We start from the raw sequence: 24,374 nt of genomic DNA on the forward strand, positions 1-24,374 counted from the left end.
CTCGGCGCATTGTCGCAGCCGGGGCGGGGCCCGTGAAGGCCAGGGCTTCGCGCCTGCGAAGGGCGGCGCGGCGGGGCTGCGGAAAGAGGCACCCGATACGCTCCCGAGAGCACCGGAACGGGTCTATTCGGCATCCGTACCGAGGCCGCGAGGACAGCGTCGACCATGCCAGCCATCGCCCCCCTGCCGCCGGACGAGGCGGCGCGGCTGGCCGCGTTGCGCGGCTTCGAGATCCTCGACACGCCGCCCGATCCGCGCTTCGACCTCTTCACCCGGCTGGCGGCGCGGACCCTCGGCACGCCGCTCGCGGCCATCAACCTCGTCGACGACGAACGCACCTGGTACAAATCGACCCTTGGCTTCCGGCCCTACGAGCCGGCGCGGGCGACCTCGATCTGCGCTCATGCGGTCGGGCTGGGGGAGCCGGTGATGGTCCTGGAGGACGCCGCCCAGGATCCCCGCTTCGCCGACCATCCCATGGTGACCGGGCCGCTCGGGCTCCGCTTCTATGCCGGCGCCCTGCTGCGCACGCCGGAAGGCCATGCGCTCGGCACGCTCTGCATCGGCGACACGGTGCCGCGCCGGCTCGAGGAGGCGGCGCGGCAGACCCTCCTCGACCTCGCCAGCGGCGTCGGCGCGATGCTCGAACTGCATCGCACCGCCCTCCGGCTGCACCGGGCGGCGACGCTCGACCACCTCACCGGCCTCGCCAACCGCGCCGGCTTCGAACAGGCCCTGGGCCGGGCGGTCGCGGGCGCGCTGCGCGGCGCCCCCTGCGCGCTGCTCTGCCTCGACCTCGACCGCTTCAAGGCGGTGAACGACACCCATGGCCATGCCGCCGGCGACGCGATGCTCCGGGAGGTGGCGCGGCGCATCGGGGCCACGCTGCGGCAATCCGACCTCGCGGCCCGGCTGGGCGGCGACGAATTCGCCGTGCTGCTGCCTGCGCCCATCGATGCCGCCGGCGCCGAGGCCATGGCCGGGCGCCTGCTCGAGGGTTTCGCCGCCCCCTGGAGCTTCCAGGGCATCCCGATCCCGCTGCGCAGTTCGGTCGGCCTCGCCCTCTGCCCGCGCGACGCGACGGATGCGGAGGCGCTGCTGCGCGCCGCCGACCGGGCGCTCTATGCCGCCAAGGCGGCGGGGCGGGGCTGCTGGCAGGCGGCCCCGGATCCCTTCGGGATCTGAGGGCCCACGTCCGTCCGGCCGGATGGAGGCGGGAGCGGATCCGGGCTAGGTACCGGCATGGACCAGGCTCCCGACCCGGCCGCCCGGCTGCCGAGCGCGGCCGGCGCCTCCCCCGCCATGCAGCAATGGTTCGCCGCCAAGGCCGCGCATCCGGAGGCGCTGCTCTTCTTCCGCATGGGCGATTTCTACGAGTTGTTCTTCGCCGATGCCGAGGCCGCGTCGGAAGCGCTCGACATCGCGCTGACCTATCGCGGCGAGCACCAGGGCGAGAGGATCCCTATGTGCGGCGTGCCCGCGCATAGCCATGAGAGCTACCTCGCCCGCCTGATCCGCCGCGGCTTCCGCGTCGCCATCGCCGAGCAGATGGAGACGCCGGAGGAAGCCAAGCGCCGCAAGGCGGGCGCCGTGCGGCGCGAGGTGGTGCGGCTGGTCACGCCCGGGACGGTGACCGAGGAGACGCTGCTCGAGGCCTCCCGCCCCGCCTGGCTGCTGGCGCTCGCGCCGGCGGAGGAACGGCTCGGCGCCGCCTGGCTGGATCTCTCGACCGGCGCCTTCGAAACCGAGGCGCTCGCCGCCGGGGACCTGCCGGCGCTGCTGGCGCGGCTGGAACCGGTGGAGGTGTTGGCCCCCGCGGCGCTCGGGCTCCCCGGCGCGGTGGAGGCGAACCCGCCGCGCGACGGCGCCCGGCGCCTCGCCGAGGCCTATGGCCTCGCCACGCTGGAGGGCTTCGGCAGCTTCTCCGCCGCCGAGGCCGCCGCCGCGGCCATGGCGCTCGACTATATCCGGGCGACGCAGAAGGGCGAGGCGGGGCGCACCCTGCCGCACCTGTCCCGCCCCGTGCCGCGCGGCGGCCGCGGCGTGCTGCAGATGGATGCGGCGACGCGCCGCAGCCTCGAGATCCTGCGCAGCGACCGCGGCGGGCCGCGCGACTGCCTGCTCGGCGCGGTCGACCGGACCGTCACGGCGGCCGGCGCGCGGCTGCTGGCCGACCGGCTCGGCTGCCCGCTGGCCGAGGAAGCGCCGATCGCCGCCCGGCACGATGCCGTCGCCGCGCTGCTGGCGGCGCCGGCGCTGCGGGGCGGGATCCGCGCGACGCTGAAGGGCGCGCCGGACATGGCGCGCGCGCTCGGCCGCCTCGCGCTCGACCGCTTCGCGCCGCGCGACCTCGCCGCCATCCGCGACGGCCTCGCCCGTGCCGCCGCCATCGCCGCGGCGCTGGAGCGGCCGGAGGGGCTGGCCACCATTCCCCCCCTTCTGGCCGGGAGCGCCCGGGCGCTGCGGCCGGCCAACGACCCGGCGCCGGAACTGGCGCGCGCGCTGGCCGAGACGCTGCCGGCGCGGCTCGACGACCCCGGCATCGTCGCCGCCGGCTATGACGGCGAACTCGACGGGCTGCGCCGCCTGCGCGACGACGCCCGCGGCGCCATCGCGGCGCTGCAGCTCGACCTCGCCCAGGCCTGGGGCGTCGCCAGCCTGAAGGTCCGGCACCATCAGCAATTCGGCTACCTCGCCGAGCTTCCGGCCGCCGCCGGCGAGACGCTGCTGCGGAACCCGCCGGCCAGGGCCACCGGCGATTTCGCCCCCATCCACCGCCAGACCATGGCGAATGGCGTGCGCTTCACCTGCGCCGCGCTCGCCGCGCTGGACCGCCGCCTGTCGGAAGCGGCCGAGGAGGCGGCGCGGCGGGAGAAGGCGATCGCCCGGCACCTCCGCGACCTCATCCTCGCCGCCGCCCCCGGCATCGCCGATGCGGCCGAGGCGCTGGCCGAGATCGATGTCCATGCGGCGGCCGCCGAGCTCGCGGCCGAGGGCGGCTGGTGCCGACCGGAGATCACCGAGCGCCCGGAGTTCTGCGTCACCGCCGGCCGCCACCCCGTCGTCGCCGCGGCGCTCGTCCGCAACCGCGGCCCGGCTTTCGTGCCGAACGATTGCGACCTCTCGCCCGGGCGGCGGATCTGCCTGCTGACCGGGCCGAACATGGCGGGCAAGTCCACCTTCCTCCGGCAGAATGCGCTGCTCGTGGTGCTCGCCCAGGCCGGGCTCTTCGTCCCGGCCGAGGCCGCGCGTCTCGGGCTGGTCGATCGCCTCTTCTCCCGCGTCGGCGCCTCGGACGACCTCGCCGGCGGCCGTTCCACTTTCATGGTGGAGATGGCGGAGACGGCGGCGATCCTGAACCTCGCGGGCCCGCGCAGCCTGGTGGTGCTGGACGAGGTCGGGCGCGGCACCGCGACCTGGGACGGGCTCGCCATCGCCTGGGCGGCGCTCGAGGCGCTGCACGACCGCACTCGCTGCCGCACCATCTTCGCCACGCATTTCCACGAGTTGACGGCGCTGGCGGGCAAGCTGCCCGAGCTCGCGCCGGCCACCATGCGGGTGCGGGAGTGGAAGGGGGAGGTCGTCTTCCTGCATGCCGTCGCGCCGGGCACGGCGGAGAAATCCTGGGGCCTGCATGTGGCCAAGCTCGCCGGCGTGCCGCGCGCCGTCCTCGCCCGCGCCGCGCAGGTGCTGGCGGCGCTCGAGGCGCGGGCGAAGGGCCTCGACCCGCTCTCGGACGAGCTGCCGCTCTTCGCCCGCCCGGCCGCCGCGCCGCCCCCGGCTGCGGCGGGGGACGGGCATCCCGCGCTCGCCGCGCTCGCCGCGCTGGACCCCGACGCGCTGTCCCCGCGGGAGGCGCAGGAGGCGCTCTACCGGCTGAAAACCTTGGCGAATGGTGCTGTCCCCGGGGGCTGAGAGGGGTTACTCTGGCGGGAATGACCGCCCCCGCAGCCTTCCCCACCCGGGCCCCGGGCCAGCGCCACCCGGTGCTGGCCGAAGTGCCGACCGTAATTCCCGATCTGATCGCCGAGTTGACGGGGGAGGCCGGGGGCGGCCCGATCCGGCGGGAGGATGCGCTGGACCTGCTACGCCGGCATCTCGGCCGCATCCAGGCGACGGTGCAGGAGAGCTTCGAGGCGCATGAGCTGTCCGGCCTCGCCTCCGCCCGCTGGCTGGCGGCGCTGACCGACGGGCTGATGGGCGCCATCCACCACTATGCGCTGGCGATGGTCCCGGCCAAGGGGGCGGCGGAACTGGCGGAGGCGCCTTTCGCTTTGGTCGCCACCGGCGGCTATGGCCGCGGCGTGCTGGCGCCCTTCTCCGACATCGACCTGCTCTTCCTGACCGACCAGCCGGCGGGGCCGCGGGCGCAGCGGGTGGTGGAGTTCGTGCTCTACTTCCTCTGGGACCTCGGCCTGAAGGTCGGCCATGCCACCCGCTGCATCCGCGACTGCATCGAGGAAGCGGCCAAGGACAGCACGGTGCTGACCGCGCTGGTCGACAGCCGGTTCCTCGCCGGCGAGAAGCCGGTCTACGAGCGCTTCGCCGAGGCCTTCACGGCGTCCAACCGCCAGCGCGGCCTCGGCCCCTTCCTCGCGGCCAAGCGGGCCGAGCGCGCCGGGCGCCATGCCCGCTACGGCGACAGCCCCTATCTGGTCGAGCCGAACATCAAGGAAGGCCGCGGCGGCCTGCGCGACCTGCAGACCCTCTACTGGCTGGCGCGCTATGCCTTCGGCACCCAGCGCATGCCGGACCTGGTCGGGCCGGACAGCCCGGGCGGGGGATTGCTGACCGAGCACGAGGCGCGGGCCATCCGCCGCGCCTGGGATTTCCTCTGGACGGTACGGTTCCACCTCCATTATGTCGCCGGCCGCGCCGAGGAGCGCCTGACCTTCGACTTCCAGCCGGTGGTGGGCGCGCGCATGGGCTATACGCCGCGCGGCCGCCAGGACGGCGTCGAGCGCTTCATGAAGCACCTGTTCCTGACGGTGCGGGACGTGCTGCGCCTGACCCGGGTGCTGGAGCCGGCGATCGAGCGGGCGGCGCTCGGCCCGCCGGCGACGCGCCGGCAGGGCGACGCGGCGCTGGCCGAGGCGGGCCTCGCGCTCGCCGACGGCAAGCTGGTGGCGGCGCCGCCGAACCGCGACTTCTCGCGCGAGCCGGTGCTGATGCTGCGCATCCTGAAGGCGGCGCGCGACCGCAAGCTCGAGGTCCACCCGCTCGCCATCCGCGCGCTGATCCGCAATGCCCACCATGCCGCGGCCATCCGCGGCGATGCGGAGGCGAATACCCTCTTCCTCGACCTGCTCTCCGGCCGCGACGCCGCCACCTGGCTCCGGCTGATGAACGAGACGGGGTTCCTGTCGCGCTTCGTGCCGGACTGGGCCCGCATCGTCGGGCTGATGCAGTTCGACACCTACCATGTCTACACGGTGGACGAGCACACGATCGAGGCGATCGGCGTGCTGCAGCAGATCGAGCGGGGCGAGCTGGCGGAGGCGGCGCCGGTCGCCTCCGAGCTGATCGGCCAGCTCCAGTCCCGCCGCGCGCTGTATATGGCGACGCTGCTGCACGACATCGCCAAGGGCCGCGGCGGCGACCATTCCGAGCTCGGCGCGCGCATCGCCACCGAACTGGGCCCGAAGATCGGGCTGACGCCGGAGGAGACCGAGACCGTCTCCTGGCTGGTGCTGCACCACCTGCTGATCAGCCAGACCGCCTTCAAGCGCGACATCGAGGATCCGAAGACCATCCTCGACATCGCCGACCTGGTGCAGTCGCCGGAGCGGCTGCGGCTGCTGCTGGTGCTGACGGTCTGCGACATGCGCGCGGTCGGCCCCAAGGTCTGGAACGGCTGGAAGGCGACCCTGCTGCGGGAGGTCTACTGGCGCGTCGCCGAGGTGCTGGCGGGCGGCCTCTCGGTACCGGAGCGCGACGTGCGCGTCGCCCGCGCCCGCGACGCCGCGGCCGCCATGCTCACGGCCTGGCCGGAGAAGGACCGGGAGCATTTCCTGGCCCTCGGCTATCCCGGCTACTGGCTCTCCTTCGATGCCGAGACGCATGCCCGGCATGCCTCCCTGATCCGGGAGGCGGAGGCGAGCAAGGCGCCGCTGACGGTCAGGACCCGCGTGCTGGAGAGCCGGGCGGTCACCGAGATCACGGTCTATGCCGCCGACCATCCCGGCCTGTTCAGCCGCATCGCCGGCGCGCTCGCCGTCGCCGGCGCCAGCATCGTGGATGCGCGCATCCATACGCTCACCAACGGCATGGCGCTCGACACCTTCTGGGTGCAGGACGCCATGGGCGGCGCCTTCGACGCGCCGCATCGCCTGGCGCGGCTCTCGGTGCTGATCGAGCAGGCGCTCTCCGGCCGGCTGCGGCTGAAGGACGAGATCCGCAAGGTCCGGCGGGAGCCGGCGCGCCTGCGCGCCGTGACCGTCCCGCCGCGCGTGGTCTTCGACAACCATGCCAGCAACAGCCACACCGTCATCGAGGTGAACGGCCGCGACCGGCCGGGCCTGCTGCACGACGTGACGGCGGCGATCAGCGACCAGGGCCTGCAGATCGCCAGCGCCCACATCACCACCTATGGCGTGCGGGCGGTGGACGTCTTCTACGTCAAGGACGTCTTCGGCCTGAAGGTGGAGAACGAGCGCAAGCTGGCCAGCCTGCGCACGGCCATGGAGGCCGCGCTGGCCCCGCCCGGCGAGGGCGGCGGCAGCGTCCCCTCGGCCTCGCGCGCGGCGGCCGAGCGGGCCTGATCCTTCGGCGGGGTCGGGCGTTGCACCGGGGAGAGCCCGGAGCCAGCCGATGTCCACCGATCCCGTGATGCGCCCCGACCAGTCGAAGAACCCGGGGGAGGACTACGAGAACACCGTCTCCTCCGGCGCCGGCGCCAAGGCGCGGCCCCGCGACAAGCGGCCGGAGGCGCAGTACCCGCAGCATGACCGCGAGCAGGGCGTGAACCGCACCGATGCCGCCGCGCCCTCGGGGCCGGTGAATATCGGCGTGAAGCAGGACAAGCCCGACGACAGCGGCCCCCAGGCCGCGGGCCAGACGGACGACAAGGCGACCGGCCGCGGCAGCGCCGATACGCCGAGCCTGCCGCGGGAGTGAAGGCCACTGGCGGGAACTCCGGGGCGGCGAGGCGTTCACGCGACGGCCAGCCGCTCCGGATATCGTTGTGGCGGCTCTGCGCCTGTTCTTTCCATGGTTCATGTCGTCCGGAGTTTTCCCATGCGCATTGCCCTGCTGTCCCTAATCGCCGCCACGGCGCTCGTGGCCTGTGAGTCCCGCCCCGCGCCGGGACCGAGCGAAACGCGGGGCCTGCCGCAGGTGCAGAATCCCTATACGCCCGGCGCCGGCGGCGTGGCGCCGCTCGACCGGCCGCCCGGCAGCCGCGGCGGCGACAAGGGAAGCTGAGCCTCAGCCGCCGGTTGCGACCAGCCCGGCCTCGCGCATCAGCCGGGCGATCAGCGCCTTGTCGCGGGCAAAGAGTGCCCGCGCCTCGGCCGGCGAGGCCCAGACCGGGTCGCTGCCGGTCTGCTGCAGGCGTGCCCGCGTGCCGGGATCCATCACCGCGTGCCGCATGGCGGCAGCCAGGCGATCCTGCACCGCCGCCGGCGTTCCCGCGGGCAGGAACAGCAGGATCCAGGTGGAGAGCTCGTAGCCCGGCAGCACCTCGCCGATCGCCGGCGCCTCCGGCAGGCCGGGGCGGCGCCGGGCACCGGTGACGCCGATGGCGCGCGCCTTCCCGCTCTCCAGCACCGGGCGCAGGCTGCTCTCGCTGATGAAGACGCTGTCGATCCGCCCCGCGGCCAGGTCGCGCGCCGCATCCGCGCCGCCGCGATAGGGGATGTGCTCCATCTTCGCCCCGGCCATGGCCTGCATCAACTCGCCCATCAGATGGCCGATATGCGCCACGCCCGGCGTGCCGAAGGTGACCGCGCCGGGGCGCTGCCGCGCCTGCTCGAGGAAGCCGCGCAGGTCGTCCGCCGGGAAGCCCGACCGCATGCCCAGCACATAGGGGGCGCTGGTGAGCTGGGCGAAGGGCACCAGGCTGTCGTAGTCCAGCGGCAGGGAGCGGTTGGCAAGCGGCGAGGTGATCGCCGTCGCGCCCTCCATCACGATGCTGTAGCCATCGGGCGGCGATTGCGCGACGAGGGCGGCGCCGAGGGCGCCGGAGGCGCCGGTGCGGTTCTCGACGATCAGCGACTGGCCGAGATGCTCGGCGACCTTCGGCTGGACGATGCGCGCGACGGTATCGGCGATGCCGCCGGCGCTGTAGGGCACGACGAGGCGGACGGGGCGGTTCGGGAAGCCGTCCTCCGCCCGCGCGAGGATGGGCGCGGCAAGGGACCCGGCCAGCGCGGCCCGGCGCGTGATGGGCATGTCGGTCCTCCCATGGCCTTGCGGCCATGGTGGCACCGGCAGGTGGCGGCCGCTACCGCCCGCGGATCGCCGCCAGCACCCGCTCCGGCGTCGCCGGCGCGTCCAGCCGGTCGGTGCCGATCGCATCCTTCAGCGCGTTCCAGACCGCGGTCGCCAGCAGCAGCGGCGGCTCGCCCACCGCCTTGGAGCGGAAGATGGTCTCGGCGCGCGCCGGCGCGCCCTCCAGCAGGCGGGTCTGCAGCACCGGCGGCACGTCGCGGCTGCCGGGGATCTTGTAGGTGGCGGGGCCGAGGGTGCGGAGACGTCCCTCGGCATCCCACCAGAGCTCCTCGCAGGTCAGCCAGCCCATGCCCTGGACGAAGGCACCCTCGACTTGGCCGCGATCGACCGCCGGATTGAGGCTGCGGCCGCAATCCTGCACCAGCCAGGCGCCGAGGCAGCGATGCTCGCCGGTCAGGGTATCGACCGCGACCTCCGCCACCGCGGCCCCGTAGGAGAAGTAGAAGAAGGGCTTGCCGCGCATGGCCACGCGGTCCCAGTGGATGTCGGGCGTCCGGTAGAAGCCCGTCGCGGAGAGCGAGACGCGCTTCATGTAGGCGAGCTTCGCCAGTTCGCCGAAGCTCATGGCGCGATTGCCGCCGCCGCGGACCATGCCCTCGGCGAACTCGATCTCGGCAGGCGCGACGCCCCATTCCTCCGCCGCGACCTCGGCCATGCGGGTGCGGATCGCGCTCGCCGCGGCATGCGCCGCCCAGCCGTTCAGGTCGCTGCCGGTGCTGGCGGCGGTCGGGGAGGTATTGGGCACCTCCGCCGTGCTGGTCGCAGTGATGCCGATCCGCTCGACCTCCACGCCGAAGACGCTGGCAACGACCTGGGCGACCTTGATGAAGAGGCCCTGGCCCATCTCCGTCCCGCCATGGTTCAGGCGGATCGAGCCGTCGGTATAGACATGCACCAGCGCGCCCGCCTGGTTCATGTGCATCTGGCCGAAGGAGATGCCGAAGGCCAGCACCATGCTGCCGAGGCCACGCCGCAGAGTGGGGTGCTGCGCATTGAAGGCGGCGACCTCGAGGCGCCGCGCCTCCCAGCCGCTGTCCTGCTTCGCCTCCGCCCAGACGCGGCGGATCAGGTCGCCCTCGATCTCCTGGCCATAGGGCGTCTCGCTGCCATTGCCGCCGCCGGCGAAATTGCGCTCGCGCACCTGCTCGGGCGGCAGGCCGGCCGCCCTCGCCACGCGGTGCACCACATCCTCCATCAGCAGCGCGCCCTGCGGGCCGCCGAAGCCGCGGAAGGCGGTGTTGCTGACGGTATTGGTCTTGCAGGCGAGCGCGCGGACCGAGAGGGCCGGCACGTCGCAGCAGTTCAGCGCATGGGTGACGGCGCGGAAGATGACGCCGCCGGTCATGTCGAGGCTGTGGCCGGCATCGGCCGCCATGATCGCGTCCAGCGCCAGGATGCGGCCGGTGGCGTCGAAGCCCGCGGTCCAGCGGTAGAAGAAGGGGTGGCGCTTGCCCGTCGCGGCGATGTCCGCCTTGCGCGAGAGCCGCAGCTTCACCGGCCGGCCGAGCTTGCGGGCCGCCACCGCCGCGGCGGCCGCGACCCAGCTCGCATTGCTCTCCTTGCCGCCGAAGCCGCCGCCCATGCGGCGGGTCGAGACCATGACGCGGTTGTAGTCGCAGCCCAGCACGCGGGCGACGACGTGCTGCACCTCGGTCGGGTGCTGGGTGGAGGAATGGACCTGCAGGTCGCCATCCTCGCCCGGCACCGCCATGGCGATCTGGCCCTCGAGGTAGAAATGCTCCTGCCCGCCGGCGCGGAACTCGCCGGAGAGGCGCTGCGGCGCCGCGGCCAGGGCGGCGGCGGCATCGCCGCGGGTGATGGCCTGGGGCGGCAGCACCCAGGCCTCGCGCGCGATCGCCTCCTCCACCGTCAGGACCGGCGGCAGCGGCGCGATCTCCGGCCGCAGCGCGGCGGCGCCGGCGATGGCGGCGTCGCGCGTGGTGCCGACGACGATGGCCAGCGGCTGGCCGGCGAACTCGACCAGCTCCTCGGCCAGCATTGCCTCGTTGGCGCCGGCGGCGGCGATGTCGTTGCGCCCGGGGATATCGGCGGGCAGCAGGACGCCGACCACGCCCGGCACCGCCCGCGCCGGCGCGGGATCGAGCGCGAGGAGGCGGCCATGCGCGACCGGCGAGAGCGCGAGCGCGGCGTGCAGCAGGCCGGGCGGCTCCGCCAGGTCGTCGAGGAAGCGCGCCTCGCCGGTCGCATGCTTGAGGGCGCTGTCGTGCCGCAGCGCGGCGCCCATGCCCTGCGGCTGCGTCACGCCGCGAAGCTCGGCGCCGTCCTGCGCTGCGCCGGGATCCGCGGCGCCGGGGGAGGGGAGATGGTTCACAGCGCGTGCACCTCCGCCGGCAGGTCGGGCCGCGCGACGCGCCAGTAGAGCCGCCGCAGCAGCCCCTGCGCCGCCGCGAGGCGATAGGCGGCGCTGCCGCGCCAATCCGAGAGCGGCGCAAAATCCTTCGCCAGCTCGTCCGCCGCATCGGCGAAGCTGGCCGGCGCCATCAGCGCGCGGGTCAGCATCGCCTCCGCCGCGCGGGCGCGCGCCGCCATCGGGCCCATGCCGCCGAAGGCGAGCCGCGCCTCGGCGATGCGGCCGGCCTCGACCCGGACCAGGAAGGCGCCGGAGACGGCCGAGATGTCCTGGTCATGGCGCTTGCTGACCTTCTCGCAGGCCAGCACCGCGCCCTCCGGCGGGCGCGGCAGGCGGATGGAGAGGATCACCTCGTCCGGCGCCAGCGTGGTCTTGCGGTAGCCCAGCAGGAAGTCCTCGACGCCCGAATCCCGTTCCCCGCGCAGCGAGGCGATGCGCAGCGTCGCGCCGAGGGCGAGCAGGGGCGGCAGCATGTCCCCGATCGGCGAGGCGGTGCCGAGATTGCCGCCGATGCTGCCGAGCGCGCGGATCTGGCGGGAGCCGAGCCGCGTCAGCATGGCGCCGAGCGGTGCGAGCGGGCCGTCCAGCAGCGGCAGCAGCCGGGCATAGGGCACCGCCGCGCCGATGGTCAGGCCCGCCGCATCGGCGGAGAGCGCCTGCAGTTCCGGCACGCCGAGCAGGCCGATCACCGCTGGCGGGCGCTGGCGGTGCTCGCTGGCCAGCAGGCCGAGATCGGTGCCGCCGGCGAGCAACAGGGCGCCGGGGTTCGCCGCGCGCAGGGCCAGGAGGTCCTGCAGGCCGGCGGGGCGGAAGAAGACCTGGCCCGGCGCCTCGAAGACCGCGCTCGCCGGCGCGGGCAGCGCGGGCGGCGCGGCCCCGTCGTCCTGCAACCTCGAGAAGGCCTCGATGATCGGGCGATAGCCGGTGCAGCGGCAGAGATTGCCCGCCAGCGCCTCATGCACGCTGCTCCCCCCTGGGCCACCCTGCCGCGCATGCGCCCAGGCGGACATGGTGATGCCGGGGGTGCAGAAGCCGCATTGCGTCGCGTCGCTCTCGGCCAGCAGGCGCTGCACCGGATGCGGGCCGCCCTCGGCGCCGCGCAGCCCCTCCACGGTGCGCACGGCCAGGCCATGCACCTGCCCGAGCATGGCGAGGCAGGCATTGATCGGTGCGCGCGTGCCGTCGGCCCCCTCCAGCACCACGGTGCAGGCGCCGCAATCGCCCTCCGCGCAGCCTTCCTTGGTGCCGGTGAGGCCGGCGGGGCCGCGCAGCCAGTCCAGCAGCGTCATGGTGGGCGAGGTGCCGGGCGGCAGGGTGACCGGCGAACCGTTCAGCACGAGGGTGATGCAATCGGCCATGCGGGAAGACTAGCAAGCGCCGCGCCAGCGCCGGATGAACCTTGCGCGGGTTGCACAACGGCAGCGGGTGGCGCCCCCGCTACCGCCGGTCCGCCGCCTCAGTCGCATGGCCGCGGCCGAAGCGCGCCTCCAGCCGCCGCTGGACCAGGTCCCAGAGCGTGGTCAGGACGAGGTAGTAGAGCGCCGCGACCGCGAAGAGCTCCAGCACCAGGAAGCGCTCCTGGATCAGGATCTGCGTCCGCCGCAGCAGTTCGTCGACGCTGATGACGCTGGCGACCGAGGTGGTCTTGAGCAGGCCGTTCACGCTGTTGCCGAGCGGCGGGATGACCACGCGCAGCGCCTGCGGCCAGGTCACCAGGCGGAAGACCTGCCCGCGATGCAGGCCGAGCGCCAGCGCCGCCTCCCGCTGGCCGCCCGGCACCGAGAGGATGCCGGCGCGCACGATCTCCGACAGGTAGGCCGCCTCGTTCAGGGAGAGGCCGATCAGCGCCGCCTCCCAGACCGAGAAGCGGATGCCGAAGAGCGGCAGGCCGGTATAGATGACGAGGAGCTGCACCAGCAGCGGCGTGCCGCGGAAGATCCAGCAATAGAAGGCGGCGAGGCCGGCGAGGATGCGGTTGCCGGACAGCCGCAGCACGGCGATGCCGACACCGATCGCCAGGCCGCAGAGCAGCGACCCCACGGTCAGCCCGACCGAGATCGCCGCGCCTTCCAGCAGATAGGCATTGAAGAGGTAGTCGAGGAACCCGTCCCAGCGCCAGGCCTGCATGGGTTGGGGTTACGGTCCCACCACCTCGAAGGGCCCGTCGAAGGGCTTCACGCCGTACTTGTCGAGCAGCGCGGGGAAGCTGCCGTCGTTCTTCATCTCCGTCAGTACCTGCGCCACCGCCTGGGCCAGCACCTTGCTGCGGAAGCCGAAATTGATCGGCGTGCCGTAGAGGCCGCTGACGGCGCGGGTGAACTCGCCGCGGTCGTCGTATTCCTTGGCCGTGCTGTCGATGGAGATGGCGGCGTCGAGTTGCCCGACGCGCAGCGCCTGGAAGGAGACGGCGAAATTGTCGAAGGGCCGGATGGTGATGGGCTTCAGCCCCTTCGATTCCAGTTCCTTGGCGATGTCCTGGGTGCGGCGGAACTCGAAGCCGCCCTGCTCCACGCCGACGGTCAGGCCGGCGAGATCGGCGATGCCCGCGATGCCCTTCGGGTTGCCGCGTGGGACGCTGACGCTGATCGCCTGCTCCTCGTAGCGGACGAGCTGCATCAGCTTGGCGCGCTCCTCGGTGTAGAACATGCCGGTGTTGATCATGTCCCAGCGGCGCGCCGCCAGGCCCGGGATCATCGCCGCGAATTCGACCCTGATATGCTCGGGCGTGAGGCAGAGGCGCCGGGCGATCTCGGTGCCCAGCTCCACCCGCATGCCGCGGAGTGTGCCCTGCGCATCGACGAACTGCATGGGCGGCAGGGTCGGGTTGGTGGAGAGGGTGAGGGTGCGCGGCTTCACCAGCTCGGCATCCGGGACGCGCGGGGCGCAGGTCTGCGCCCAGGAGGACATGGATACGGGCATGGCGGCCGCCGCGAGCGCGGCGCCGATCAGCAGGCGGCGAAGCATGGTCCCCCGGAATCCCCTCTATTCGGCCGCGGCGCGGGCGGCGGGCAGCACGCTGATGTCCTGCAAGACCCGCGCCAGGGCGGGCAGATCGGCCTCGGGCAGCGGCAGGCGGGGCGGGCGCGGCGGGCCCATATCCATGCCCATCAGCCGGAAGGCCGCCTTGGTGCCGGAGACGTAGCGAGGCCCGCCCACCCAGGGCAGCAGCGGCGCGAGACGGCGATAGAGCGGCAGCGCCTTGGCGCGGTCCGCCTCGAAGGCCGCCGCGGCGAACATGTCGCGCGACAGGCGCGGGACGACATTGCTGCACACCGCCACCCAGCCGATCGCACCCAGCCAGGCGCTCTCATAGCCCAGCACGCCCGCGAAGACCTCCATCCGGTCGCCGCAGGCGGCGACGATGTCGCGCACCCGCGTCACCTCCAGCGTGCTCTCCTTCACGTAACGGCAGTTCGGGATGGTGGAGAGCCGCGCCAGGACCTGCGGCCCCATGTCCACATTCGCCGTCGCCGGGTTGTTGTAGACCATGATGGGGATGCCGATGGCGTCCGCCACGGTCTTGTAGTGGTGGTAGAGCTCGTCCTCGGTCGGCACGCTGTAGAAGGGCGGGATGATCATCACGCCGTCCGCGCCGAGCGCTTCGGCCTCGCGGCTCAGCGCCACCACCTCCCGCGTGTCCTCGGCGCCGGTGCCGATCAGCACGGGGACGCGGCCGGCCGCGGTCCTGATCACCGTCTCGGCGATGGCGGTCTTCTCCTCGCGCGAGCAGGACAGGAACTCCCCGGTGGATCCCAGCGGGATGAGGCCGTCGATGCCCTCGGCGATCTGGAACTCCACCAGGCGCTCCAGCGCCTTCAGGTCCACCGCGCCGCCATCGGCGGTGAAGGGGGTGACGAGGACGGTATAGGTCCCGCGGAAGGGCTTTTTCATGCTGCCGGCCCCGGTCATGCTGCACGCGATGGATGCGACTCTTCCCGATCCCCTCCCCCGCGGCAAGGGCGTGCGGCTCTGCCATCCCGACATCGCGCGGGCCGTGGCGCCGGCCTGCCTCAGCTTCGACGGCGAGATGGTGGAGGCGCTGCCGGGCGAGACGCTGGCCGCCGCCCTCGCCGCCGCCGGGATCCTGGCCTTCCGCCGGACGGAGAAAGGCACGCCCCGCGGCCTCTGGTGCGGCATGGGCGCCTGCTTCGACTGCATCGTCACGGTGGACGGCAAGCCCGGCCAGCGCGCCTGCCTGGTGAAGGCGCGGGACGGGATGGTGGTGGAGAGCGCGCCGCCCGCCGCGCCGGCGCCGCTCGCCCCGGTGCCGGAGGCGATCGCGGAGCGGGAATGCGACGTCCTGGTGGTCGGCGCCGGACCGGCGGGGCTGGCGGCGGCCGAGGCGGCAGCGCGGGCCGGCGCCCGCGTTGTGGTGCTGGACGAGCGGGGCGAGCCGGGCGGGCAATACCTGAAGCCGCTCGCCGCCAGCCACCGCCATGCCGCGCCCGACCGGCAATTCCGCCAGGGCGAGGCGCTGCGGCAGGCGGCCTTCGAGGCAGGCGCCGAGATCCTGACCGGCGCCACGCTCTGGGGCGCCTTCGCGCCGGAGGAACTTGGTGCCCTCATCGGCGACACCGCCGTCACCTTCCGCCCGCGCCGCCTGGTGCTGGCCGCCGGCGCGCACGAAGGCCCGGTGCCGATCCCCGACTGGACCCTGCCCGGCGTCATGACCACGGGCGCGCTGCAGACGCTGGCGCGCGCCAACCGCGTCTCGCCCGGGGAGCGGGTGGTGATCGCCGGCAACGGCCCGCTGAACCTGCAGCTTGCCTGCGAATTGCTGGATGGCGGCGTGCAGGTGGCGGCGGTGGCCGAGGCGGCGCCGCGCCCGGGCCTCGCGCAATGGCGTCAGGCGGCGGCGCTGCTGCGGGCGGCGCCGGACCTGGCCTGGGACGGGTTTTTCTACCTGCGCAAGCTGCGTGCGGCGGGCGTGCCGGTCCTCTGGGGCAGCCAGCCGCTGGAGGCCGAGGGCGAAGGGCGGTTCCGGGCGCTGCGCCTCTCGACACCAGCGGGCGAGCAGCGAATCGAGGCCGATGCCTGCGCGCTTAATTGCGGCTTCCAGCCGGAAACGGGCCTCGCCCGGGCGCTCGGCGCCGAGCACCGCTTCCTGGACCAGGGCCTCGGCCGGCTGGAGACGGTGGCGGACGAGGCGGGCCGCACCTCGCTCGGCACGGTCTTCGCGGTGGGCGACGGCGCGGCGATCGGCGGGGCGCGGGTGGCGCTGGCCCGCGGCCGCCTCGCCGGCCTCGCCGCGGCGCGCGACCTGGGGCTGGCGGCGCCCGAGGACCCGGCCGCCCGCGGCGCCCTGCGCCGGGCGCTGGATTTCCAGGCGGCGCTCTGGACGCTGTTCGCCGCGCCGCCCTTCGATATCGCTGCCATCCCCGACCACACCGTCATCTGCCGCTGCGAGGAGGTGACGGCCGGCGCGCTGCGCGCCGCGCAGGCAGAGGGGCTGGCGAGCCTCGGCGCGTTGAAGAAGGCGACGCGGGCCGGCATGGGCCGCTGCCAGGGGCGGATGTGCGGCGCGACCGTCGCGCGGCTCTGCGGCGCGACGGAGGAAGCCGGCTTCGCCCACCCCCGCGCCCCGGTGAAGCCGGTACCGGCCGCGGCGCTGATGCTCGAACTGCCGGAGGCGGCGGCGGACTGGTCGCCCATCTCCGCCCCGGCCTTCAACACCTGGGCCGGACGCGCCGACGCGGCGCCGCCGGCAGAGTGCGAGGTGCTGGTCATCGGCGGCGGCGCGCTCGGCCTCGCCACCGCGATGTACCTGGCGCGGGAGGGCGCGGACGTCCTGGTGGCGGAGCGCGGCGAGGCCGGCATGGCCGCCAGCACCGCCAATGCCGGCAGCCTGCATGTCCAGCTCCTCACCTACGACTTCGACGGGGAGAGCGACCGCGGCCCGGCCATCGACCGCCTGCCGCTTGGCCCACGCAGCATCGCGCTGTGGCGGGAGGTCGCCGCCGAGGCCGGCGAGTCCTTAGGCATCCGCACCGAAGGCGGGCTGATGCTGGCCGAGACCGAGCGCCAGTTCGCCTGGGCCCGCGCCAAGGTGGCGGTGGAGCGGGCCAAAGGGGTGGAGAGCCACCTGCTCGGCGCCAACGAGCTCTACAGCCTCGCCCCCTATCTCGGGCCCGGCTTCCTCGGCGCCTGCTTCGCGCCGGGCGAGGGGCAGATCGACCCGCTGCGCGGCACCCATGCGCTGCGGCGGCTGGCGCTGCGCGCCGGGGCGCGGCTGCAGCAGGGGGTGGAGGTGCAGGCCATCGCGCGCGAGGGCACGGGCTTCGTCGTGCAGACGGCGGGCGGCCCGATCCGGGCGGGCAAGGTCGTCAACTGCGCCGGCGCCTTCGCCGGCCGCGTCGCCCGGATGCTGGGGGTCGAGATCCCGGTGCAGGGCGCGGTGCAGCAGGTGATCGCCACCGAGGCCGCGGGCCCCAGCATGCGCCACCTGGTCGCGCATGCCGGCCGGCACCTCTCGCTCAAGCAGGGGGATGGCGGCCACCTGCTGGTCGGCGGCGGCTGGCCCGGGCGGCTGGATGACCGCGGCTCGCCGCGCAACCTGCGGCGGTCGATCGAGGGCAATCTCTGGGTCGCCGGCCGGGTCGTCCCGGCCCTCGCCGGCCTGCATGCCATCCGCGCCTGGACGGGCCTGGCGGTGGAGGTGGACCGGGCGCCGCTGCTCGGCGGCACGCCGGGCCTGCCGGGCCTCTTCCATGCCGTCACCAGCAACGGCTACACCCTGGCCCCCATCGCCGGCCGGATGACGGCGGATGCGGTGCTGGGGCGGGCGGCGGTGCCGCGGGAATTCGGCCTGGAACGGTTCGGGTAGACGGAAAAGGTTGGGGAGAAGGTATTCTCCCCAAGCCCCTCATCTATTTTTGTGAGTTTCTTTTTGACTCCCAGAAAGGAAGGGTGGGGCTTGGGGAGGGAATACTTTTCCCTCCCCAACCTTGCTTGGCCAAGACAACACGGAGCAGGGGCACAAACAATGCAACTCGGCATGGTCGGCCTGGGCCGCATGGGCGGCAACATCGTCCGGCGGCTGCTGCAGGCGGGGCACCACTGCGTCGCCTTCGACCGCGACGCGGCGGCGCGGGAGGCCCTGGCAGCCGAGGGCGCGCAGGCGGTCGCCGACCTGCCCGCCATGGTCGCGGCGCTCGAGGCGCCGCGCGCCATCTGGATCATGCTGCCCGCGGGTGCGGCGACCGAGGAGGCGATCCAGACCATCGCCGCCCTGCTCTCCCCCGGCGACGTGCTGATCGACGGCGGCAACAGCTTCTGGAAGGACGCCGTCCGCCGCGGCGCCGCGCTGCGGGCGAAGGGGCTGCATTTCCTCGATATCGGCACCTCGGGCGGCGTCTGGGGCCTCAAGCGCGGCTATTCCCTGATGATCGGCGGGGAGGAGGCGGTGGTCCGCCGCCTCGACCCGATCTTCGCCGCCCTCGTCCCCGGCAAGCCGGCCGCGCCGCCCACCCCCGGCTTCGCCGGCGACCCGCGGGCCGAGCAGGGCTATGTCCATGCGGGACCGAACGGCGCGGGCCATTTCGTGAAGATGGTCCATAACGGCATCGAGTACGGGATGATGCAGGCTTTCGCCGAGGGGCTCGACATCCTCAAGCATGCCGACAGTCCGGAACTGCCGGAGGAGCATCGCCTCACGCTCAATCTCGGCGATATCACCGAGACCTGGCGCCGCGGCAGCGTCGTCGCTTCCTGGCTGCTCGACCTGACGGCGCAGGCGCTGGCGCAGGACCCGGAGCTCGAGGATTTCTCCGGCCATGTCTCCGACAGCGGCGAGGGCCGCTGGACCGTGCAGGCGGCGGTGGAGACGGCCGTCTCGGCGCCTGTCCTCTCCGCCGCGCTCTATGCCCGCTTCGCCAGCCGGGACAGCAGGCGCTTCTCCGGCAAGGTCCTCTCCGCCCAGCGCAAGGGCTTCGGCGGGCATCTGGAGCCGAAGAAGAAGTGAGCCACCTTGTTCTCGTGATGGGCGTCTCGGGTGCCGGCAAGAGCACGGTCGGCACCCTGCTCGCCGAGCGCCTGGGCGTCGCCTTCGCCGATGCCGATTCCTTCCACCCCGCGGCCAACATCGCCAAGATGAGCCGCGGCGAGCCGCTGACCGACGAGGACCGCTGGCCCTGGCTGGACGCGATCGGCGCCTGGGTGGATGCGCGGCGGATGGCCGGCGAGGGCGGCATCGTCACCTGCTCCGCCCTCAAGCGCGCCTACCGCGACCGGCTGCGCGCCGGCCGCCCGGCGCTGCGGCTGCTGCATCTCTCGGGCGACCCGAACTTGATCGGGGCACGGCAGGCGGCGCGGCCGGGCCATTTCATGCCGGCAAGCCTGATGGCCAGCCAGTTCGCCACGCTGGAACTGCCGGACGAGGAGGAAGGGGCGATCACCCTCTCCGTCGCGCCGCCGCCGGAGGAGATCGTGGCGCGGGCGCTGCGGCTGCTGGACGCCCGGTAGGCCCCCTGGCCCGCCCGGCGGTCCGGGGGTAAGGCTGGATCCAGGACCAATCCTGGGAAGACGCGCCCGATGCCCCTCGACCCCGCCGCGAAGGCCACGCTGGAGACCATCTCCACCGCCACCATCACCACGCTGCTGCTGAAGAAGGGCCTGCGCAACATCTGGATGCGCGGGCCGCAGCCCTTCACGCCGACGGCCAAGGGCAAGCGGATGGTGGGCCCGGCCTTCACGCTGCGCTTCGTCCCGGCACGCGAGGACCTGGCGACGCCCGAATCCTGGTCCTCGCCCCGCTCCACCCGCGCCGCCATCGAGGACATGCCGGAGGGCGTCATCGCCGTCGCCGATGCCATGGGCGTGACCGATGCCGGCATCTTCGGCGATATCCTCTGCGCCCGGCTGATGAAGCGCGGCGTCACCGCGCTGGTGACGGATGGCTGCGTGCGCGATGTCGCCGGCGTGGTCGGCACCAACATGCCGGTCTGGTGCCGCGGCGGCGCGGCGCCGCCCTCGGTCGCCGGCCTCACCTTCGTCGGCTGGCAGGAGCCGATCGGCTGCGGCGGCGTCGCGGTCTTCCCGGACGACATCATCGTGGTGGACGACGACGGCGCGGTCTGCATCCCAAAGGCCTTCCTCGACGATGTCGTGCAGGGCGGGCAGGAGCAGGAGCGGCTGGAGGCCTGGATCGTCTCCAAGGTCGAGCAGGGCGAGAGGCTGCCCGGCCTCTACCCGCCGAATGCCGAGAACAAGGCGCGCTACGAGGCCGAGAAGGGCCGGTAGCGCGGTCCGATGACCGCAGCGCCGCAGGGCGCGAAGGTCTGAATCGGACCGCCAAAGGAGACTCCCTTGGCACCACCCCCGCCCGCGGCCGCGCGCTTCCCCTTCTGGACCGAGGAGAAGCTGCGCATCGCCGACACCGACCAGAACGGCCACATCAACAACGGCGCCATCGGCGTCTTCTGCGAGGCCGGGCGGGCGGAGGTGATGCACGAGGTCGCTGGCCCGCCCGAGGCGCGGCCGGTGCGCATGGCGGTCGCCCGGGTCGAGATCGACTATCTCAGGGAGATCCACTATCCCGGCCGCGTCCGCATCGGCACCGCCGTCGCGCGGATCGGCCGGACCAGCATCACGGTGGAGCAGGGGCTGTATCTGGACGGCGCCTGCTTCGCCACCTCCCGCGCCGTGATGGTCATGCTGGACCGGGAGACGCGGCAACCCACCGAATTGCCGGAGGCGCTGCTCGCCGGCTTCACGGCGCTGGCACCCCGCGAGGGCTGAGGCTCCTCCCCGCCCCGGAATGCGCCGACGCCCCCGGCGCCGTCTCCGGCTGGCGTGCCTGCCTGCCTGTCAGGCAGGGCTGCGCGGCGCACGCGCATATCCCGTCCGCACCGACCGGTCCCTCACGCCCTCGCCCCTGGCACGCCCATTGCCATCCCGCTTCGCCTTGCCCTGCCGGGAGACGCCACCGTGCCACGCCTCTTCGCCGATCCGCTCGACCCCGATGCACGCCTCGGGGCCTGCGCCTGCGGCCGGGAGCATGGCGGGCCGGCCTGCGACGCGCCGCCGCCGGCCGACGGCACCGGCGCCTTCGGCGAGGCGGCGGAGCAGGCGGTCTTCCGCGCCGTCTTCCCCGATGACGCGACCCGCCGCGGCCTGCTCGCGCGCTTCGGCGCCGCGGCCCTGGCCGGCGCCCTCTCCCAGGTCTTCCCGCTCGGGGCTGCGCGGGAGGCCATGGCCCAGGCGGCCGGCGCGCCGGAGAAGAAGGACCTCAAGATCGGCTTCATCCCCATCACCTGCGCCACGCCGATCATCATGGCGCATCCCATGGGCTTCTATGCGCGCCACGGGCTGAGCGTGGAGGTGATCCGCACCGCCGGCTGGGCGGTGACCCGCGACAAGGCCATCGCCCGCGAATACGACGCCGCCCATATGCTGGCGCCGATGCCGGCGGCGATGTCGCTCGGCATCGGGGTGGCGCAGCCGATCCCCTGGGCGGTGGCGGCAGTCGAGAACATCAACGGCCAGGCCATCACCCTGGCCAACAAGCACAAGGACAGGCGCGACCCGAAGCAGTGGAAGGGCTTCCGCTTCGCCGTGCCCTTCGACTTCTCCATGCACAACTACCTGCTGCGCCACTACCTCGCGGAGAACGGGGTGGACCCGGACCGCGACGTGCAGATCCGCGCGGTGCCGCCGCCCGAGATGGTCGCCAATCTCCGCGCCGACAACATCGACGGCTTCCTCGGCCCCGATCCCTTCAACCAGCGCGCCGTCTTCGATGGCGTCGGCTTCATCCACCTCCTGACGAAGGAGCTGTGGGACGGCCATCCCTGCTGCGCCTTCGCCGTGCCGCGCAGCATGATCGCCGAGGCGCCGAACACCTTCGGCGCGCTGCTGCGGGCGATCGTGGAGGCGACCGCCTATGCCGCGAAGCCCGAGAACCGGCGGGAGGTGGCGACCGCGATCAGCGCGCAGAACTACCTGAACCAGCCGGAGACGGTGGTGGCGCAGGTGCTGACCGGCACCTTCGCCGACGGCCTCGGCCAGGTCCGGCGGGATCCGGCGCGCATCGGCTTCGACCCCTTCCCCTGGCATTCCATGGCGATCTGGATCATGACGCAGATGCGCCGCTGGGGTCAGGTGCAGCGCGACCTCGACTATGCGCAGGTGGCGCAGCAGGTCTTCCTCGCGCTCGATGCCGGCCGCGCCATGCAGGAGCTCGGCCTGCCGGTGCCCGGCAGCACGATGCGGGTCGAGACGATCATGGGCCGGAGCTTCGATCCCGCGGACCCGGCGCCCTGGACCGAGCGCGCGATCCGCGGCGCCTGACGCCATGCAGCGCGCGGTTCCCGCCTGGCAGCAGGCGCTGCTCTCGGTCGTCCTGCTGGCGCTACTCCTGGGCGCCTGGGAGCTCGCCGCCGGCCGCGGCGGCGGGACGGGGGCGGCGGTGGACCCGGAATATGCCGCGCTGCTCGGCCAGGCCGCGGCGCAGGGCGGGCAGACGCCCTTCCCCCGGCCCTCCGAGATCGCCGCCCGGCTCTGGGAGCTGCTGCGCGATCCCTTCTACATCCGCGGCGCCAACGACCAGGGCATCGGCGTGCAGCTGGCCCATAGCCTGCTCCGCGTCGCGGCCGGCTTCGGCCTGGCGGCGCTGGTCGCCATCCCGCTCGGCTTCCTCATCGGCATGTCGCCGCTGCTCTCGGGCGCGCTCAATCCCTTCATCCAGGTGCTGCGGCCGGTGAGCCCGCTCGCCTGGATGCCGCTCGCGCTCTTCACCATCAAGGACAGCGCGATCTCCGCCATCTTCGTCATCTTCATCTGCTCGATCTGGCCGATGCTGCTGAACACCGCCTTCGGCGTGCAGTCGGTGCGGCGGGAATGGCTGAACGTGGCGCGCACGCTGGAGGCGGGCACGCTGAAGACCGCCTTCCGCGTCATCCTGCCGGCGGCGGCGCCCACCATCCTGACCGGAGCGCGGATTTCCATCGGCATCGCCTGGCTGGTGATCGTGGCGGCGGAGATGCTCGTCGGCGGCACGGGCATCGGCTACTGGGTCTGGAACCAGTGGAACAACCTGTCGCTGAGTGACATCGTCATCGCCATCCTGCTGATCGGGATCGTCGGGCTGCTGCTGGACCGGCTGCTCGGCGCCGTCGCGCGGCTGGTGGCATGGCAGGACTGAGCGCCATGCAGCACCCCTATGTCTCGGTCGAGGGCGTGACGCGCGCCTATCCCGGCCATGTCGTCTTCCGCGACCTCTGGTTCGGTGTGAACCGCGGGGAGTTCGTCTGCCTCGTCGGGCATTCCGGCTGCGGCAAGACGACCGTGCTGAACATCCTGGCCGGGCTCGACGCGCCGGATGCCGGCGGCGTCATCGTGGACGGGCAGGAGATCCGCGGTCCCTCGCTCGACCGCGCCGTCATCTTCCAGGGGCATGCGCTGATGCCCTGGATGACGGCGGAGCAGAACGTCGTGTTCGCCCTCTCCTGCCGCCATCCCCGATGGGGCAAGGCGCGGCTGCGGGACGCCGCGCGCGAGGCGCTGGACAAGGTCGGGCTCGGCCAGGCGGCCGACCGCCGGCCCGCCATGCTCTCGGGCGGCATGAAGCAGCGCGTCGGCATCGCCCGCGCGCTGGCGCTCGACCCCAAGATGCTGCTGATGGACGAGCCCTTCAGCGCGCTGGATGCGCTGACGCGCAGCGCGCTGCAGGACGAGGTGGCGCGGCTGGTCGCCGAGGCCAATCAGACCGCCTTCATGATCACCCATGACGTGGACGAGGCGATCCTGCTGGCCGACCGCATCCTGCTGATGACGAACGGGCCCGACGCCAGGATCGCCGAAACCGTGGTGAACACACTGGCAAAACCGCGGAACCGCGCGACCCTGCACAAGCTGCCGGGCTACCACGCCCTGCGCGACCACATCCTGGAATTCCTGCTGACGCGCAGCCGCACGCTCGCCGGCACGCGGCCGCCGGGCTGGGACCCGACATCGCCGCCGGAGGTCCGGCCGGCCGAGGCGCCGCTGCCCGTCGCGGCGCAGTGACGCCAAGCAGAGAGGGAGAGCCGACACGATGACCCGCGCCCAACTGACGGAGAAGATCCTCGACATCAAGCGCGAGAAGGGGTGGACCTGGAAGCAGATCTGCGCCGAGATCGGCGGCGTCTCCGACACGCTGATCGTCGGCGCGCTGCTCGGCCAGATGAAGCTGGTCAAGCCGCTGGCGAAGAAGGCCGCAGCGCTGTTCGGCCTGTCGGAGGTCGAGGAGCGGATGCTGAACGAGGTGCCCTATCGCGGCACGCCCATGCCGCCGACCGACCCGCTGCTCTACCGCTTCTACGAGATGGTGATGGTCAATGGACCCGCCTGGAAGGCGCTGATCGAGGAGGAGTTCGGCGACGGCATCATGTCCGCCATCGACTTCGACTTCCAGTTCGAGCGCATGGCGCACGAGAAAGGCGACCGGGTGAAGATCGAGATGACCGGCAAATTCCTGCCCTACAAGTACTATGGGGCGGAGCAGGGCATCCCGGCTTACGGCTTCAAGGAGGAATAGGCGGATCGGGGCGCGGCACGGGCCGCGCCCCGGTTCGGC

Annotated in this window: 20 protein-coding genes; 14 read left to right on the forward strand and 6 right to left on the reverse strand. The window is 73.2% G+C overall.

Features of this window, described 5'->3' with window-relative positions:
- Positions 1-165: 165 nt before the first annotated feature.
- From Q7A36_RS18385 to Q7A36_RS18405, 5 genes are all read left to right on the forward strand, one after another.
- A complete protein-coding gene (locus Q7A36_RS18385; protein ID WP_305105193.1) occupies positions 166-1,185 on the forward strand; it encodes a sensor domain-containing diguanylate cyclase in 1,020 nt (339 codons plus the stop codon).
- A gap of 57 nt (positions 1,186-1,242) precedes the next feature.
- Complete coding sequence (gene mutS / locus Q7A36_RS18390; protein ID WP_305105194.1) at positions 1,243-3,915, forward strand: DNA mismatch repair protein MutS; 2,673 nt, start codon at positions 1,243-1,245, stop codon at positions 3,913-3,915.
- Positions 3,916-3,935: 20 nt separating this feature from the next.
- Complete coding sequence (locus Q7A36_RS18395) at positions 3,936-6,761, forward strand: [protein-PII] uridylyltransferase (RefSeq protein ID WP_305105195.1); 2,826 nt, start codon at positions 3,936-3,938, stop codon at positions 6,759-6,761.
- A 49-nt stretch (positions 6,762-6,810) separates the two neighbouring features.
- Complete coding sequence (locus Q7A36_RS18400) at positions 6,811-7,116, forward strand: hypothetical protein (RefSeq protein ID WP_305105196.1); 306 nt, start codon at positions 6,811-6,813, stop codon at positions 7,114-7,116.
- A gap of 120 nt (positions 7,117-7,236) precedes the next feature.
- On the forward strand, positions 7,237-7,422 hold the full coding sequence (locus Q7A36_RS18405) for a hypothetical protein (RefSeq protein WP_305105197.1): 186 nt from the start codon (positions 7,237-7,239) through the stop codon (positions 7,420-7,422).
- 3 nt (positions 7,423-7,425) lie between these two features.
- Here the strand turns inward: Q7A36_RS18405 and Q7A36_RS18410 are convergent, their stop codons facing one another.
- From Q7A36_RS18410 to dapA, 6 genes are all read right to left on the reverse strand, one after another.
- A complete protein-coding gene (locus Q7A36_RS18410; RefSeq protein WP_305105198.1) occupies positions 7,426-8,391 on the reverse strand; it encodes a Bug family tripartite tricarboxylate transporter substrate binding protein in 966 nt (321 codons plus the stop codon).
- Between the two features lie 52 nt (positions 8,392-8,443).
- On the reverse strand, positions 8,444-10,783 hold the full coding sequence (gene xdhB / locus Q7A36_RS18415) for a xanthine dehydrogenase molybdopterin binding subunit (RefSeq protein WP_305105199.1): 2,340 nt from the start codon (positions 10,781-10,783) through the stop codon (positions 8,444-8,446).
- On the reverse strand, positions 10,780-12,180 hold the full coding sequence (locus tag Q7A36_RS18420) for a xanthine dehydrogenase small subunit (protein ID WP_305105200.1): 1,401 nt from the start codon (positions 12,178-12,180) through the stop codon (positions 10,780-10,782). Before Q7A36_RS18420 ends, xdhB begins: the two co-directional genes overlap by 4 nt.
- A 79-nt stretch (positions 12,181-12,259) precedes the next feature.
- On the reverse strand, positions 12,260-12,949 hold the full coding sequence (locus Q7A36_RS18425; RefSeq protein WP_305105201.1) for an amino acid ABC transporter permease: 690 nt from the start codon (positions 12,947-12,949) through the stop codon (positions 12,260-12,262).
- A gap of 9 nt (positions 12,950-12,958) precedes the next feature.
- Positions 12,959-13,786, reverse strand: a complete 828-nt coding sequence (locus Q7A36_RS18430; RefSeq protein WP_305105202.1) for an ABC transporter substrate-binding protein — start codon at positions 13,784-13,786, stop codon at positions 12,959-12,961.
- A gap of 18 nt (positions 13,787-13,804) precedes the next feature.
- On the reverse strand, positions 13,805-14,713 hold the full coding sequence (dapA, locus tag Q7A36_RS18435) for a 4-hydroxy-tetrahydrodipicolinate synthase (RefSeq protein ID WP_305105203.1): 909 nt from the start codon (positions 14,711-14,713) through the stop codon (positions 13,805-13,807).
- On the opposite strand from dapA, the gene Q7A36_RS18440 reads away from it, so the two are divergent.
- The 9 genes from Q7A36_RS18440 (at position 14,712) to cynS (ending at position 24,335) form a co-directional block, all read left to right on the forward strand.
- Positions 14,712-17,645, forward strand: coding sequence for an FAD-dependent oxidoreductase (locus Q7A36_RS18440; protein WP_305105204.1), 2,934 nt, complete (start codon positions 14,712-14,714; stop codon positions 17,643-17,645). The two genes, dapA and Q7A36_RS18440, sit on opposite strands and share 2 nt — an antisense overlap.
- Positions 17,646-17,804: 159 nt before the next feature.
- On the forward strand, positions 17,805-18,782 hold the full coding sequence (gene gnd / locus Q7A36_RS18445; RefSeq protein WP_305105205.1) for a phosphogluconate dehydrogenase (NAD(+)-dependent, decarboxylating): 978 nt from the start codon (positions 17,805-17,807) through the stop codon (positions 18,780-18,782).
- Complete coding sequence (locus Q7A36_RS18450; protein WP_305105206.1) at positions 18,779-19,282, forward strand: gluconokinase; 504 nt, start codon at positions 18,779-18,781, stop codon at positions 19,280-19,282. Before gnd ends, Q7A36_RS18450 begins: the two co-directional genes overlap by 4 nt.
- A 69-nt stretch (positions 19,283-19,351) precedes the next feature.
- Complete coding sequence (locus tag Q7A36_RS18455; RefSeq protein ID WP_305105207.1) at positions 19,352-20,059, forward strand: ribonuclease activity regulator RraA; 708 nt, start codon at positions 19,352-19,354, stop codon at positions 20,057-20,059.
- A 66-nt stretch (positions 20,060-20,125) separates the two neighbouring features.
- Entirely contained in the window at positions 20,126-20,557 is a 432-nt protein-coding gene (locus Q7A36_RS18460; RefSeq protein WP_305105208.1) for an acyl-CoA thioesterase, read from the forward strand.
- Positions 20,558-20,746: 189 nt separating this feature from the next.
- Positions 20,747-22,108 (forward strand): CmpA/NrtA family ABC transporter substrate-binding protein, encoded by a 1,362-nt coding sequence (locus tag Q7A36_RS18465; protein ID WP_305105209.1) that lies wholly within the window; start codon positions 20,747-20,749, stop codon positions 22,106-22,108.
- Between the two features lie 4 nt (positions 22,109-22,112).
- Complete coding sequence (gene ntrB / locus Q7A36_RS18470) at positions 22,113-22,961, forward strand: nitrate ABC transporter permease (RefSeq protein ID WP_305105210.1); 849 nt, start codon at positions 22,113-22,115, stop codon at positions 22,959-22,961.
- Positions 22,949-23,824: an ABC transporter ATP-binding protein gene (locus Q7A36_RS18475; protein WP_305105211.1), complete on the forward strand. Its 876-nt coding sequence runs from the start codon at positions 22,949-22,951 to the stop codon at positions 23,822-23,824. Before ntrB ends, Q7A36_RS18475 begins: the two co-directional genes overlap by 13 nt.
- Before the next feature lie 28 nt (positions 23,825-23,852).
- Positions 23,853-24,335 (forward strand): cyanase, encoded by a 483-nt coding sequence (gene cynS / locus Q7A36_RS18480; protein ID WP_305105212.1) that lies wholly within the window; start codon positions 23,853-23,855, stop codon positions 24,333-24,335.
- Positions 24,336-24,374: the final 39 nt, after the last annotated feature.

Origin of the sequence: Paracraurococcus lichenis (assembly GCF_030657435.1) — a bacterium.
Lineage (GTDB): Bacteria > Pseudomonadota > Alphaproteobacteria > Acetobacterales > Acetobacteraceae > Paracraurococcus > Paracraurococcus lichenis.